This is a genomic window from Streptomyces sp. NPDC030183, assembly GCF_055573455.1.
The window spans coordinates 126,657-141,071 of record NZ_JBVIBK010000005.1 but is presented as its reverse complement, the minus strand read 5'-3'; the positions used below and the strand labels follow the sequence as shown (position 1 = coordinate 141,071).

Genomic DNA, 14,415 nt, shown 5'->3' with positions numbered 1-14,415 from the left:
CGCGGTGCTCCTCAGGCCATTCCGAAGTTGTTGTCCAGCAGGTCGAACAGCTCGTCGGCGCTGGCCGAACCGATCGCGTCGGCGTCCGCCGGGCCGGTGTCGGGCGCTGTGCGCCGGGCCCAGGTCCGTACGAGGTCCTGCAGGCGCGCGCCGAGCTCGTCGGCGCCCTGGGCGCGCGGGTCGGCGGAGGTCAGGGCCGCCTCCAGCGCCCGGAGTTCGGCGAGCGCTGGGACGGCCGGTTGGGGACGGGCGCACAACCCGTCGTACAGGTGGTCGGCCAGGGCGGTGGGGGTGGGATGGTCGAACACCACCGTCGCGGCGATGGGGACACCGGTCGCCGTGCGCAGCCGGTTGCGGAAGGACACGGCGAGCATCGAGTCGAACCCGACGGCGGAGAACGCCTGGTCGGCCGGGACGGCCTGACGGCCGGTGTGGCCGAGGACGGCGGCCGCGTGGTCGCACACCAGGTCGAGCAGCAGACGGCGGCGCGCGGGTTCGTCCAACGGGTCGAGCCGGCGGGCGAGTTCGGCGGCCGCGTCGTCCTCGTCGTCCCGCGTGGTGTCGTCCGGGGCGGAGGCGGCCTCGGGCAGTTCGCTGAGCAGCCGCAGCGCGCGGGGGTCGGGCACGGCGGCCACGACGCGGTCCCAGCGGACGTCGGCGAGGATCGCGGCGGGTTCGTCGTGGTCCAGCGACTGCTGCAGGGCCGCGAGGACCGTGTCCGCTTCCAGGGGGCGCTCCACCGCGTCGGAGCCGGCGGGCGCGGGTTCCTGACCGCCGAGGGCGAGGGTGACGCAGCGGCTGCCCCGGTCCCGGCGGTCGCGGGCCAGCGCTTCGAGGGCGGCGTAGGCACTGGTGGCGGCGCCCCGCCGGGCGGCCCCCCAGACACCGCTCAGCGGGAACAGCACGGCGAGGGCGACGGAGTCCGGTGCGGGGTGGCCGTCGAGCAGCGCGTCGAGGTCGGCCACCGGGCCGAGGACGGAACGCAGGGCGCCCTCCAGGTCCTCGGGGGTGAGTTCGGCGAGCGACGCGCCGGGGTCATGGGCGCGGGCGAGGTGGACGGCGACGGTCAGGGGTGCTTCGCCGGGCAGGCCGGCCAGGGCGTCCGGGCCGTCGGGCACGGTCAACTCGGCTCCCAGTTCAGCGAGTTCGTCGCGCAGGGCGGCCACGGCCTCCTGATCCGCGTTCCGGTCCCCGGCCAGGACGACCTGGCGGGCGCCGCGCCGGGCCAGCCAGCGGGCGATGTCCGCGCCCAGCGTCCCGGTGTCGCCGGTGATCAGGGCGGTCCCTCCGGCCGGTGTCCGGTCGCGGCCCGCCGAGGCGTCGGGCGCCGGGGCGTGGACGAGTCGGCGCGCGTGAGCGCCGGTGGGCCGTACGGCGAGGTGGTCCTCCTCGTGACCGCCCGCGAGGAACGCGGCGAGGCGGCGTACCTCGTCGGGGCCGGGGTGCGGTGGCAGGTCGGCGATGCCGCCCCAGCGCCCGGGCTGTTCCAGGCCGACGACCCGGCCGAGCCCCCACAGCTGGGCCCCGCCCGGACGGGTGAGCCGCTCGTCGGGGTGGACGGCGACCGCGCCGCCGGTCACGCACCACAGCGGGGCGTCGATCCCCAGGGTGTCCAGGGCCTTGAGCAGTTCGAGGGTGGCGGCGGTTCCGGCGAGCACCAGGGCCTCCCGCGCCGCCGCACGCTCGTCCAGGGCCAGCAGGGACAGCACGCCGGACACCGGCCGGGCCGCGTCCGCGACGGAGTCGGCGACGTCCTGCGCCGTACGGGCCGCGTCGCCCGCGTCGACGGTGACGGTACGGGCCCGCGCACCCCCGAGCCGCAGCGCGTCCTGGCACGCGCCGACGAGCGGGTCGTCGGTGTGCTGCTTCGGTACGACGAGGAGCCAGTCGCCGTCGAGCGGCGCGGCGGGCGGGTCGGCCACCGGCTGCCAGTGGACCCGATAGCCGAGGGACCTTACGGCGTCCCGGTCGAGCCGGGCGCGACGCCAGCCGGACAGCACCGGCAGCACCTCGCGCAGCGCCGGGACGAAGCCCTCCGGTGTGGCGTCGGCGTCCGCGCCGAGGGCTGTGGCCAGCCCGGCCGGGTCGCCGCTGTCCACGGCCGCCCAGAAGCGGTCCTGTGCGGCGCCGTCCGCCAGGGCGGCCGCCGGGGCGGTGCGGCCCGGGGTGGGCAGCCAGAACCGGGTCCGCTGGAAGGCGTAGGTGGGCAGGGGGACGGGTCGGGCGCCGGGCGCGGCCTGGGCCACGACATCCGGCCAGGCCACCGGAGCTCCGGTGGTCCAGGCTTCGGCGAGCGAGGCGAGGAACCGCGCGGGGGTGCCGTCGTCGCGCCGCAACGTCCCTGCGGTGGTGACGGTCCGGCCCGCCCGTTCGGCGGTTCCCTCGACTCCGGCGGTGAGCACGGGGTGCGGGCTCGTCTCGACGAAGAGGTCGAACCCGGCGTCCAGCAGCCGTGCGGTGGCCCGCGCGAACTCGACGGGTTCGCGCAGGTTCCGGTACCAGTAGTCCGCCGTCAGCAGCGATCCGTCGAGGGGTTCGCCGGTGACCGTGGAGTACAGCGGTGTCCCGCCCGTGCGGGGCGTCACGTCGGCCAGTGCGGCCAGCAGGTCGTCGCGGACCCGGGCCACCTGGGCCGAGTGGGCCGCGTAGTCGACGGGGATGCGCCGGGCCCGTACGCCGTCCCTCTCGCAGGCCGCGAGGAGGTCCGTGAGCGCGTCCGTCCGGCCGGCCACCACCACCGCGTCGGGGCCGTTCACGGCGGCCACGCAGACCTGGTCGCCGTGGGGTGCCAGGAGGGCTCGGGCCCGGTCCTCGGAGACGGCGAGGGACACCATGCCGCCGGCCCCGGCCAGCGCCACGAGGGCCCGGCTGCGCAGGGCGACGACCTTGGCCCCGTCCTCCAGGGACAACGCCCCCGCCACCACGGCGGCCGCGATCTCCCCCTGGCTGTGCCCGACCACTGCCGACGGCTCCACGCCGCAGGACCGCCACAGCGCGGCCAACGACACCATCACCGCCCACAACGCGGGCTGCACCACATCCACCCGCTCCAACGAGGGCGCACCGGGCTCACCCCGCAGCACACCGGTCAACGACCAGTCCACGTACGGCGACAGCGCCCGCTCGCACTGCGCCACCCGCTCCGCGAAGACCGGAGCCGAGTCCAGCAGATCCGCCCCCATCCCCGCCCACTGCGACCCCTGACCGGGAAAGACGAAGACGGTGCGGCCGCCGCCGCGGGCCTGTCCCTCGACGGCCCCGGACGCGGCCGACCGGTCCGCGAGGGCGGCCAGCGCGTCCAGCAGTTCACGGCGGCCGGTGCCGACGACGACGGCCCGGTGCGGGAGGGCGGACCTGGTGGTCGCCAACGCGTGGGCGACGTCGGCGGGTCGCAGTTCGGGTCGGTCGGTGAGGTGGGCGTGCAGCCGCGCGGCCTGTGCGCGCAGGGCCGGCTGCGAGCGGGCGGACAGGAGCCAGGGCAGCGCGGGCGACGAGGGGGCGTCGTGCCGGGCGCCGCTGTCCTGAGCGGCGGTCGGCTCCGGGATGGCCGGCTCCGGGGGCGCCTCCTCCAGGATCACATGGGCGTTGGTGCCGCTCATGCCGAACGCCGAGACTCCGGCGCGCCGGGGGCGGCCGGGGGCCGCCCAGGGGCGGGCCCGGTCGAGGAGCCGGACGGCGCCGCCGGACCAGTCGACCCGGGAGGTGGGTTCGGCGGCGTGCAGGGTCCTGGGCAGCGTTCCGTGCCCCATGGCCAGGACGGTCTTCATCAGTCCCGCGACGCCCGCCGCGGCCTGGGTGTGGCCGAGGTTGGACTTCAGCGAGCCCAGCCAGAGCGGCCGGTCCGCCGGGCGGCCCTGGCCGTAGGTGGCCAGCAGTGCCTGTGCCTCGACGGGGTCGCCGAGGACGGTGCCGGTGCCGTGTGCCTCGACCATGTCGACGTCGGCGGTGGTCAGTCGGGCGTGGGCGAGTGCCTCGCGGATCACCCGCTGCTGGGCGAGGCCGTTGGGGGCGGTGAGGCCGTTGCTTGCGCCGTCCTGGTTGACCGCCGTACCCCGGACCAGGGCGAGCACGGGGTGGCCGAGGCGCCGGGCGTCGGACAGCCGCTCGACGAGGATCATGCCGGCACCCTCGCCCCAGCCGGTGCCGTCGGCGCCGTCGGCGAACGAGCGGCAGTGGCCGTCGGGCGAGAGACCGCCCTGCTTGCTGAACTCCACGAACACGTCCGGGGCGGCCATCACGGCGGCGCCGCCGACGAGCGCGAAGGAGCAGTCACCGGCGCGCAGCGCCTGACCGGCGAGGTGCAGGGCGACCAGTGAGGAGGAGCAGGCGGTGTCGAGGGTGACGGCCGGGCCCTCGATGCCGAGCGTGTAGGCGATCCGGCCGGACGCCACGCTGGTGACGTTGCCGCTCAGCAGGTGCCCTTCGACTCCGTCGGTCGCCGTGCCCGGTCCGGTGCCGTAGCCCTGGGAGGCCACGCCGACGAAGACGCCACCGCGGCTGCCGCGGACCGACAGCGGGTCGATCCCGGCGCGTTCGAGGACCTCCCAGGACGTCTCCAGGAGGAGCCGCTGCTGCGGGTCCATGGCCAGCGCCTCACGGGGTGAGATCCCGAAGAAGGCGGCGTCGAAGTCGCCCGCCCCGTCGAGGAATCCGCCGCCGGAGCTGTAGAAGGTGCCCGGCCGGTCCGGGTCGGGGTCGTACAGGGAGTCCAGGTCCCAGCCCCGGTCGGTGGGGAAGGCGCCGATGGCGTCCACCTCGTCGGTCACCAGCCGCCACAGGTCCTCCGGGGCGCGCACGCCCGCGGGGAAGCGGCAGGCCATCGCGACCACGGCGAGCGGGTCGTCGGCGGGATCGGTGACGTGCGGGGCCGGGGGTGCGGTGGTGTCCGGGTCGGCGGGGGGTCGTGCGGCGCCCGTGAGGCCCTCGCGGATGTGCCGGGCGAGGCCGGTCGCCGTGGGGTGGTCGAAGAGGCCGGTGACCGGGAGGCGGAAGCCGGTGGCGGCGACGAGCCGGTTGCGGAGTTCGACGGCCGTGATGGAGTCGAAGCCGATGTCGCGCAGCGGGCGTTCGGGGTCGACGCGTCCGGCAGATCCGTGGCCGAGGATCGCCGCCGCCTCGGTGGTGATCAGTTCGACGAGTAGCCGGTCGCCCTCAGCCTCGGGGAGAGCCGTGAGCCGGTCGCGCCACCGGCCGGCGTGGTCCTCCGGTGCTGCGGTGCCGGCCGGCGGCCGGCCCTCGAACGGTTCGGGGGCAACGGCGGTCCCGGCGGTCTCGGGGAGTGTCTCCAGGAGCCTGCTGGGGCGTCCGGAGGTGAAGACGGGGACGAAGCGCCGCCAGTCCACGTCGGCGACGACGACCTCGGTGCGTCCCGTGTCCAGGGCCTGGCGGAGTGCGGTCAGCGCCGTTTCGGGCCGCAGGCCGACGAGGCCCTGCCGGCGCAGCCCGGCGCCGGCGTCGCCGTCGGCCATGCCGGTGCCCTCCCAGGGGCCCCACGCGACGGAGAGCGCGGTGCGCCCGTGGGCCCTGCGCCGGGCGGCGAGGGCGTCCAGGTGCGCGTTGGCGGCGGCGTACGCGGCCTGGCCGCCGCTGCCCCAGGTGCCCGCGATGGAGGAGAACAGCACGAAGGCGTCGAGCGGTTCGTCGGCGAGGAGTGCGTCGAGGTGGTCGGCTCCGTCCGCCTTGGCGGCCAGTTCGGCGTGGAGCTGTGCGGGTGTGCACTGCTCGGTGCGGGTGTCGGAGACGGTGCCCGCGGCGTGGAAGACCGCGCGCGGTGTGTCCCCGGCCGCCCGGAGCCGCTCGACGAGCGCGGCCGTCGCGGCCCGGTCGGCGAGGTCGCAGGCGGCCACGGTGACCCGGGCCCCCGCCTGCTCCAGCTCGGCCACGAGCGCCGCCGCGCCGGGGGCGGCCGTTCCCCGCCGGCCGGCCAGCACGAGGTGCCCGGCCCCTTCCCGGGCCAGCCAGCGGGCGACGTGCCGCCCGATACCGCCCGTGCCGCCGGTGACCAACACGGTTCCCCGGGGGCGCCAGCCGGTGGGGGCCGGTACGGCGTCGGTCGGGGCCGGTACGGCGTCGGGGGTGACATCGTCGCCGGTGGCGGCGGCATCGGCGACGGCGATGACACGGCCGCCGGAGGCCGGGAGGCCCGCCGGGGCGCCTACCAGCCGTCGGCCGAGCAGACCGGACGGGCGGATCGCGATCTGATCCTCACCGGCGAGCCCTGCCGTCGAGCCGTCGCCGTGCCCGGCGTCGACGCCGTCCGCACCCCTCAGGCACGCGCACAGACCGCGCAGGGCGGCGGGGTCGAGCCGTTCGGGGAGGTCGACCAGGCCGCCCCAGCGGTCGGGGTGTTCCAGGGCGGCGACCCTGCCGAGTCCCCACACCCGGGCCTGGGCGGGCGACGGCGGCGTGTCCTGGCCCGCCCCGACCGCGCCGGACGTGACGCACCACAGCCGGGCGCGGCTGCCGGTGTCGCCGAGGGCCTGGAGAAGGGTCAGGGTGAGGGCGAGCCCCGCCCCGAGCGGAGCGTCGTCCGGGTGCGGGAGGTCGGTCAGCGCCAGCAGCGAGAGCACACCGGTGGCCCCGGCGGGGAGCCGTTCGGCCAGTTCCGCGCGTCCGGCGCCGGCGGCGATCCGGACGACGGTCGTCTCGGCGCCGTGCTCCGCGAGGGCTCGTTCGACGGCCGCGGCCGTCTCCGTGACCGCGGGGTCGTCCGGCACCGCGAGGAGCCACGACCCGGACAACCGGATGCGGGCGGGCAGGGCCAGCGGCTGCCATGCGACGCGGTAGTGGTGTCGGGCGGCGGCCGACTCCTGGTCCCGGCGCGCACGCCAGGCGGACAGCGCGGGCAGTACGTCCCCGAGCGGCGCCCGTTCGTCGAGTCCCAGCAGCGAGGCGACCGACGGTGCGTCGGCCGTGCCGACCAGGTCCCAGAAGGCGTCGGAGCCCGAGGGGGCGCCGTCCTCACCCTTCCGGGCGGCCGGGCGCGGCCAGAACCGTTCGTGCTGGAAGGGGTAGGTGGGCAGGTCGACATGCGGGGCGGTGGTGTCCCCGTGCCCGGCGGTCCAGTCGACGGCGACCCCGCGGACGTGCAGGCGGGCGAGGGCCGCGACGACCGAGGCCCCCTCCGGCTGTCCCTTGGGCAGCAGCGGGACCGCCGCGACGCCGGGCCCGTCCTCCGGCAGACAGGCCGGCACCAGGGCGGAGAGCACGCCGCCCGGCCCGGCCTCCAGGAACGTCGTCGCCCCCTCGTCGGCCAGTCGCCGTACGCCGTCCATGAACCGCACCGCGCCGCGCACGTGCCGCACCCAGTACTCCGGGGAGCACAACTCGGCGGCGGAGGCGGGCTCACCGGTGAGGTTGGAGATCACGGGGATGCGGGGCTCGGCGTACGACAGGCCCTCGGCCACCTCGCGGAAGGCGTCGAGCATGCCGTCCATCCGGGCGGAGTGGAACGCGTGGCTCACCGTGAGCCGCCGGGTCCGGCGCCCCTGGCGGCGGAACTCCTCGGCCGCGCGCAGGACGGCGTCCTCGTCACCACTGAGCACGGTTGCCGCCGGTCCGTTGACGGCCGCGATGCCGACCGTGCCGTCGGCGGCCTCTCGGAGGAGACCGAGTTCGCCGAGCACCCGGAGCACTTCGTCCTCGCCGGCCTCGACCGCCACCATGGCGCCGCCGCCGGGCAGTTCGTCCATGAGACGGCCGCGGGCGGCGACCAGGGCGCAGGCGTCGGGCAGGTCCAGCACCCCGGCGACGTGCGCGGCGGCGAGTTCGCCGACCGAGTGGCCGATGAGCAGGTCCGGGACGACTCCCCAGTGGTCCAGCAGCCGGAACAGGGCCACCTCCAGCGCGAACAGCGCGGGCTGGGTGTACCGGGTGCGGTGCAGCAGCGGGGCCCGCTCGTCGTCCTCGGCGGCGAACAGGATGTCCCGCAGCGGCAGGTCGAGGTGGGGGGCGAAGTGGGCGAGTACGTCGTCCAACGCGTCGGCGAACACCGGCTCGTCGCGGTAGAGCGCGGCTCCGGCGGCGGCCCGCTGGCTTCCCTGACCGGGGAAGAGCAGGACGGTACGCCCGGGTGCCGCCAGGCCGGTGACCAGATCCGGGTCCGACGTCCCGGCGGCCAGGGCGCCCAGCGCGCGGCGCGCGGCCGACTCGTCGTTCCCGGGCACGGCGGCCCGGTGCTCCAGGGCGGCCCGTCCGCGGACGAGGGCCAGGGCCACGTCGGGCAGCGGGGTGCCGGGGCCGGTGTCGAGGTGGGCGAGCAGTCGGGCGGCCTGGTCGCGCAGCGCGGCCGGCGTCCGGGCGGACAGCAGCAGCGGCAGCGTCCGGGCCGGGGAGGGGCGGGTCCGCCCCGCGCCACCGGTCGCGGTCTGTCCGGCCGGGCCGTCCGCATCGCCCGCATCGGGTGCCTGTTCCACGATCACGTGTGCGTTGGTGCCGCTGATGCCGAACGAGGAGACGCCGGCGCGGCGCGGGCGCCCGGTCCGGGGCCAGAGGGTGTGCTCGCCGAGGAGCCGCAGGCCCGCCGTGTCCCAGTCGATGTGGGTGCTGGGTTCGTCGGCGTGCAGGGTCCGGGGCAGTTCGCCGTGGCGCAGGGCGAGCACCATCTTGATGACGCCCGCGACACCGGCGGCGGCCTGGGTGTGGCCGATGTTGGACTTGACCGAGCCCAGCCACAACGGCTCGTCGGCGGTCCGTCCGGCGCCGTACACGGCCTGGAGGGCCTGGGCCTCGATGGGGTCGCCGAGCCGGGTGCCGGTGCCGTGCGCCTCCACGGCGTCGATCTCCGCGGCCGTGAGCCGGGCGTCGGTGAGCGCGGCCCGGATGACGCGCTGCTGGGCCGGCCCGCTGGGCGCGGTCAGGCCGTTGCTGGCGCCGTCCTGGTTGACGGCGGTGCCGCTGAGCACGGCGAGCACCCGGTGGCCTTCGCGGCGGGCGTCCGAGAGGCGTTCGAGGAGGAGCATGCCGATGCCCTCGGCCCAGCCCGTGCCGTCGGCGCCGGCCGCGAACGCCTTGCAGCGGCCGTCCGGGGCCAGTCCGCGCTGGCGGCTGAACTCGACGAACAGCTTGGGCGTGGTCATGAGGGTGACACCCCCGGCGAGGGCCTGCGCGCACTCGCCCCGGCGCAGGGCCTGGGCCGCCAGGTGCAGGGTCACCAGCGAGGAGGAGCACGCGGTGTCCACGGTCAGCGCGGGCCCGTCGAGGCCCAGTTCGTACGAGATCCGGCCCGACATCACGCTGGCGGTGTTGCCCGTCATGACGTGGCCCTCGGAGACGCCGGGCGCGCCGTCGAGGGCGCCGGGGTAGTCCTGGCCGTTGGTGCCGACGAACACGCCGACCGGGCGGCCGCGCAGGGCGGTGGGGTCGATACCGGCGTGTTCGACGGTCTCCCAGCAGGTCTCCAGGAGCAGCCGCTGCTGCGGGTCCATGGCCAGGGCCTCGCGGGGCGAGATCCCGAAGAAGGCGGCGTCGAAGCCTCCGGCGTCGTGGAGGAATCCGCCGCGCCGGCTGTAGGTGGTGCCGGGCCGGTCCGGGTCGGGGTCGTAGAGGCGGTCGGTGTCCCAGCCCCGGTCCGGCGGCCAGTCGGCGATGACGTCCCGTCCCTCGGTGAGCAGCTGCCAGAAGGCGTCCGGGCCGTGGACGGCGCCGGGGAAGCGGCAACCGATGCCGATGATCGCGATCGGGTCGTCGTCGACGGCGGCCGTCCCCCCGGGGAGGGCCGCGCCGGCCTCCTCGGTCGGGGGGTCCGACGGGGCGAGTTCGGCGAGGAGATGGGTGGCCAGTGCCTGGGGTGTGGGGTGGTCGAAGAGGAGGGTGGTGGGCAGCCGCAGTCCGGTGGCTGTGCCGAGCCGGTTGCGCAGTTCCACGGCGGTGAGCGAGTCGAAGCCGAGTTCGGCGAAGGCCCGGCCGGGGGCGATGTCGGTGGCCGCGCCGTGGCGCAGCACCGTCGCGGCGTGGGTGCGCACGAGGTCGGTGATGTGGCGGGACCGTTCGGCGGCGGGGAGCGCGGCGAGTTGCCCACGCAACTGCCCGTCCTGCCCGTCCTGCTCGGCGGGTCCGGCCGGTGCCGGGGTCCGCGCGTCGGCGGATCCGGGCAGGCAGCTCAGCAGCGCCGTGGCGCGCAGTCCGACGGCCTCCCGGAAGCGCTGCCAGTCCACGTCGGCGACGACGCAGAGTTCGTCGTGGTCCGCGAGGGCGGCCGTCATGGCCCGGACGGCCGCCCGGGGTTCCATGGGGGTGATGCCGAGGCGGCGGAGGCGGTCGGCGATCCGGTCGTCGACCATGCCGCCGCCGCCCCAGGCGCCCCAGGCGAGGGAGGTGCCGGGCAGTCCGGCGGCCCGGCGTTCGGCGACCAGGGCGTCGAGCGCGGCGTTGGCGGCGGCGTAGTTTCCCTGGCCGGCGCTGCCGAGGACGCCCATGAAGGAGGAGAACACGACGAAGTCGGCGAGGCCGATGCCGTCGGTGACCTCGTGCAGGGCGCGGGCGGCGGTGACCTTGACGCGCATCAGGGTGGCGAGGCGGGCCGGGTCGAGGGCGTCGAGGGTGCCGTCGTCGAGGACCCCGGCGGCGTGCACGACCGTGGTGAGCGGTTCCTCCTCGGGGATCGCGGCGACGACCGCCGTCAGCTGCGCGCGGTCGGCGACGTCGCAGGCGGCGAGGGTCACCCGTGCGCCGAGCGCGGTGAGTTCGGCGCGCAGTTCGTCCGCGCCGGGGGCGTCGGGGCCGCGGCGGCTGAGCAGCAGCAGGTGGGCGGCTCCCCGCTCGGCGAGTTCGCGGGCGACCTGGGCCCCGATCCCGCCGGTGCCGCCGGTGATGAGTACGGTGCCGCTCGGGCTGTGGTGGGCCTCGGCCGCGCGGCCGGGACCGACCGGGAGCAGGCGGCGCCCGTAGACGCCGGAGGAGCGCACGGCGACCTGGTCCTCGTCGGTGACGACGGCGAGGACCGCGCCCAGCCGGTCCGCGGCCCGCTCGTCGAGCACGGCGGGCAGGTCGACGAGGCCGCCCCAGTGGCCGGGCCGTTCCAGGGCGACCGTCCGGCCCAGTCCGGTGACCGCGGCCTGCGCACTGGTGCCCGGCCGCTCGCCGCCGCCCACGGCCGCCATGGCCCGGGTGGCGCACCACAGCGGGGCGTCCGTGCCGGTGTCGCCGAGTGCCTGGACGAGGGCGAGGGTCAGGGACAGCCCGGCGGGCACGTCGGGATGGGCGGGGTGCGGGCGCATCTCCTCGGCCAGCAACGAGAACACGCCGGCCACGGGGTCCGCGCCCGACGCGGCACGCAGGGAGGCCGCGAGGGATTCCCGGTCCTGGTCGGGGGCGGAGACGACGACGGGGACCGGTTCGGCCCCGGCCGCCGTCAGCGCGGCCAGCACATCGGCGCCGCTGTCGGCCGCCGGAAGCACGACGAGCCACCGCCCGGACAGCGACGCCCTCGGCGCGAGCGTCAGCGGACGCCATCCCACCCGGTGACGCCAGCTGTCGGCGCGCCGCCCCCGGATGCGTTCGGAACGCCACGCGGACAGGGCGGGCAGCACCTCACCCACCGCCCCGGGGTCGACCCCCAGGGTGTCGGCGAGGGCCGCTGAGTCCTGGGCCTCGATCTCGCGCCACAGTCCGTCGTCGGCCGGGGCGGCGGAGTCCGACGCCCGCGGGGCCTCCAGCCAGTAGCGGCGGCGCTGGAACGGGTAGGTGGGCAGGTCCACGAGACGGGCACCGGTGCCGGCGAGGGCCGGCTTCCAGTCGACGGGGAGCCCGCGTACGAAGGCTTCGCCGAGCGCGTGGTGCAGGCGCCGCAGCCCGCCCTCGTCACGCCGGAGCGTACCGAGCACCACGGCCTCGCAGCCCGCCTCGTGGACGGTCTCCTCGATGCCCATGGTGAGCACGGGGTGCGGGCTGACCTCGATGAACCCCGTGTACCCGGACTCGGCGAGGGTGCGGACGGCGGGTGCGAAGCCGACGGTGGCCCGCAGGTTGCGGTACCAGTAGTCGGCGTCCATCCGGGCGGTGTCCTGCCAGCCGCCCTCGACGGTGGAGTACAACGGCACGTGGGCGGCCGTCGGCCGCAGTCCGACCAGGGCATCCAGGAGCGTCTCGCGAATCTCCTCCACGTGGGCGGAGTGCGAGGCGTAGTCGACGTCGATGCGCCGGGCCCGTACGCCCTGGGCCTCGCAGTGCGCGAGCAACGCGGCCAGGGCGTCGGGGTCGCCGGACACCACCCCGGCGGAGGGGGCGTTGACGGCGGCGACCGACAGTCCGGGGCGGTCGGCGAGCAGGTCGGTCAGGCGGTCGTGCGCGAGGGCCACGGAGACCATGCCGCCGCGTCCGGCCAGCACACCCAGCGCCTGGCTGCGCAGGGCCACGACCTTGGCCCCGTCCTCCAGGGACAGCGCGCCCGACACGACGGCGGCGGCGATCTCACCCTGGCTGTGCCCCATGACCGCGTCCGGCACCACACCGAACGACCGCCACACCGCCGCCAGCGACACCATCACCGCGAAGAGGGCGGGTTGGACCACATCGACGCGTTCCCACGCCTGTCCCGAGCGCACGGCGTCCAGCAACGACCAGTCCACGAACGGTGCCAGAGCCCGCTCGCACTCCTCCATCCGGGCCGCGAACACCGGCGACTCCGCCAGCAGCTCCGCCGCCATGCCGGTCCACTGCGAACCCTGACCGGGGAAGACGAACACGACCGGTCCGGTGGCGGCGGCCTCGCCCGCCACCACGTCCGCGCCGGGCTCACCGTCGGCGAGCGCCGCGAGCCCTTCCTCCCATGCCCGCCGGTCCCCGCCGAGGACGGCACGGTGGTCGAACAGCGAACGGGACGTCAGCAGGGAGAAGGCGAGGTCGCGGGCGGCGGGCCCGGCGGTGTCCCGCAGCAGGGGCAGCAGGCGACGTGCCTGGTCGCGCAGTGCGTCCGGGGTACGGGCGGAGAGCACCAGCGGCACGGGGGAGGTGTCGGGCTCGGGCGTCGCTTCCGGTTCGGGGGTCGCTTCCGGTTCGGGGGCGGGCGGCGCTTCCTCCAGGACGAGGTGGGCATTGGTGCCGCTGATCCCGAACGACGACACCCCCGCCCGACGCGGACGCCCCTCGACCGCCTCCCACTCCCGCTGCTCCGTCAGCAACTCCACGCCACCCGAAGCCCAGTCCACCAACGGCGTCGGCTCATCCACATGCAACGTCCTCGGCAACGCACGCCGTTGAAGCGCCATCACCATCTTGATCACACCAGCCACACCCGCAGCCGCCTGAGCATGCCCGATGTTCGACTTCAACGACCCCAGCCACAACGGCCGCCCCGCCGCACGATCCCGCCCATACGTCGCCAGCAACGCCTGCGCCTCGATCGGATCACCCAACCGCGTCCCAGTCCCGTGCGCCTCCACCACATCCACATCAGCAGCGGACACACCCGCCGACGACAACGCCGCCCGGATCACCCGCTCCTGCGCCGGACCACTCGGCGCCGTCAACCCATTACTCGCACCGTCCTGATTGACCGCACTCCCCCGCACCACCGCCAACACCCGATGCCCCAGACGACGGGCATCCGACAACCGCTCCAACACCAGCAGCCCCACCCCCTCCGCCCACCCCGTCCCGCCGGCCGACGCCGCGAACGACCGACACCGCCCATCCACCGACAACCCACGCTGCCGCGAAAACTCCACAAACGTCCCCGGCGACGACATCACCGTCACCCCACCCGCCAACGCCAGCGAACACTCCCCCGCCCGCAACGCCGACACCGCCAGATGCACCGCCACCAACGACGACGAACACGCCGTATCCACCGTCACCGCAGGACCCTCAAGCCCCAACGAAAACGCCACCCGACCCGACAGGACGCTGCCGGCACCGCCGGTCAGCCGCTGGCCGTCCACGCCTCCGGCGGGTATGTGCAGTGCGGGTCCGTAGTCGTGGTACATGATTCCGGCGAAGACTCCGGTGCGGCTGCCCCGCAACGCGTGCGGATCGACACCCGCAGACTCCACCGCCTCCCACGACGCCTCCAGCAACAACCGCTGCTGCGGATCCATCGCCAACGCCTCACGCGGCGAGATCCCGAAGAACTCCGCGTCGAACTCCGCCGCATCATGCAGAAACCCGCCATGCCGCGTGTACGACGTCCCCGGCCGATCCGGATCCGGATCGAACAACCCCTCCACATCCCAACCCCGGTCCACCGGAAACCCCGACACACCGTCCCGGCCCTCCGCCACCAACTCCCACAACCCGGCAGGCGACTCCACCCCACCCGGCAGCCGGCACGCCATCCCCACCACCGCCACCGGCTCCCCCACACCGGCCTGGAGTTGCCGGTTCTCGCGGCGCAGCCGGGCGGTTTCCTTGAGGGCGTCCCTGAGCGCCTCCACGACGGTCGTGTCGGAGGAGGACGACGGCGTTCGGGTCATGAGCTTT

Annotated in this window: 1 protein-coding gene; it reads right to left on the bottom strand. The window is 75.9% G+C overall.

What is annotated here, in order from left to right:
* Positions 1–11: 11 nt before the first annotated feature.
* The gene (locus ACZ4Z2_RS07985; protein ID WP_468073529.1) at positions 12–14,408 is read right to left on the bottom strand and encodes a type I polyketide synthase; all 14,397 of its coding nucleotides are present in this window, start codon (positions 14,406–14,408) and stop codon (positions 12–14) included.
* Positions 14,409–14,415: the final 7 nt, after the last annotated feature.

Excerpts from the sequence above, each read along its gene's own strand:
- ACZ4Z2_RS07985 (WP_468073529.1), bottom strand. The coding sequence starts at position 14,408 with ATGACCCGAACGCCGTCGTCCTCCTCCGACACGACCGTCGTGGAGGCG.